This is a genomic window from Bacteroidales bacterium (genome assembly GCA_018334875.1).
Lineage (GTDB): Bacteria > Bacteroidota > Bacteroidia > Bacteroidales > UBA12077 > JAGXLC01.
Genome location: JAGXLC010000248.1, coordinates 5,076 through 6,205 on the forward strand (window position 1 = coordinate 5,076; position 1,130 = coordinate 6,205).

At 37.3% G+C, this 1,130-nt stretch carries 1 protein-coding gene; it reads right to left on the bottom strand.

Annotation, left to right across the window (positions count from 1 at the left end):
• Positions 1 to 433: 433 nt before the first annotated feature.
• The gene (locus KGY70_15520; protein MBS3776605.1) at positions 434 to 1,057 is read right to left on the bottom strand and encodes a class I SAM-dependent methyltransferase; all 624 of its coding nucleotides are present in this window, start codon (positions 1,055 to 1,057) and stop codon (positions 434 to 436) included.
• Between the last annotated feature and the right edge of the window lie 73 nt (positions 1,058 to 1,130).

The following is a 1,130-nucleotide window of genomic DNA, read 5'->3' on the forward strand; positions in this document are numbered from 1 at the left end:
GGGTTACATAAATCCTTGAATAATTTACATCATTCCCACATTTTATTCTAAACTATTGACAAACAACACATTCAACGTGAAAATACACTTCCAATGTTCCTTTACAGGATAGCTGCGAGATAATATTTTTAGTTCAGGATTTCAGGTAAGAGAGTCATCTTATGAAGAACGCTAATAGAATATAAAATGTATTAACTATTTGAGTCCGCTCTAAAAAGGTTTTTTCCGCCACCAAAACACTAAAACACGAACGTTTACCTTCACGAACAGGATGTGGGAGGGTAAGCGGGTGTGAGTAAATTCCACTAAAAATAAAATACTGGATCCCTGTTTTTTGTGTTTTTTATTAGTGTTCCTGCCCCGAAGCAGGCGGGGTTGGAGTTTTAGTGGCAATCTATTCTTTTTACCTTTTTTGACTGAACTCCTATTTGGTTTATAAGTTGGAAGTAACTCTATCTGCTTCACCATTTTTCTTCCGCAGAGCAACTAGCTTAAAGTAGTTGAATGGCCCCATAGTACGATCCTCTTCAACATTAAAGTATTGTAATGTATCTATACTGTCAATTTTGAAGTATGATGATATCTTGGTGAACCTGGAAAACCTGTTGAAAAATTTATCCAGATACCTCATTCCGTTCTCCGGGGTTTCATGGTTCAATATGATAAGCATTCCCTCATTGCTTAAAACCCTGTAGCTCTCCTCTATCATCCTGGCAGGGTTTTCGGTTACAGCGATAACATGACTCAACACCACATAGTCGAACATATTGTCCTCAAATTCCAGCTCCTCGCCGTTCATTTCCTGGAGATGAACATTTGTACATTTCGACCTCTTTTTAGCAATCTCTATAGAGTGCCCGGATACGTCAATTCCCGTAATATCATGATTTTTGTACATGGGGATGTGAGAGCCGGTGCCAATACCAATTTCAAGGACTTTGCCCGCAGGCTTGGAGTTAAGATACTTTACAAGTTTATTTTTCTGGGGTTTTAGAAAAAGATCTACTACAGGATAAACATAACAACACTTGTCGTAAAATTTTTTTATTTCAACCATAAATGTCCTTTAATTTTTATACTTGAGTCCAGTCTAAAAAAAGTGAGCGCCTTGTGCATAAAAATTGGCTTTT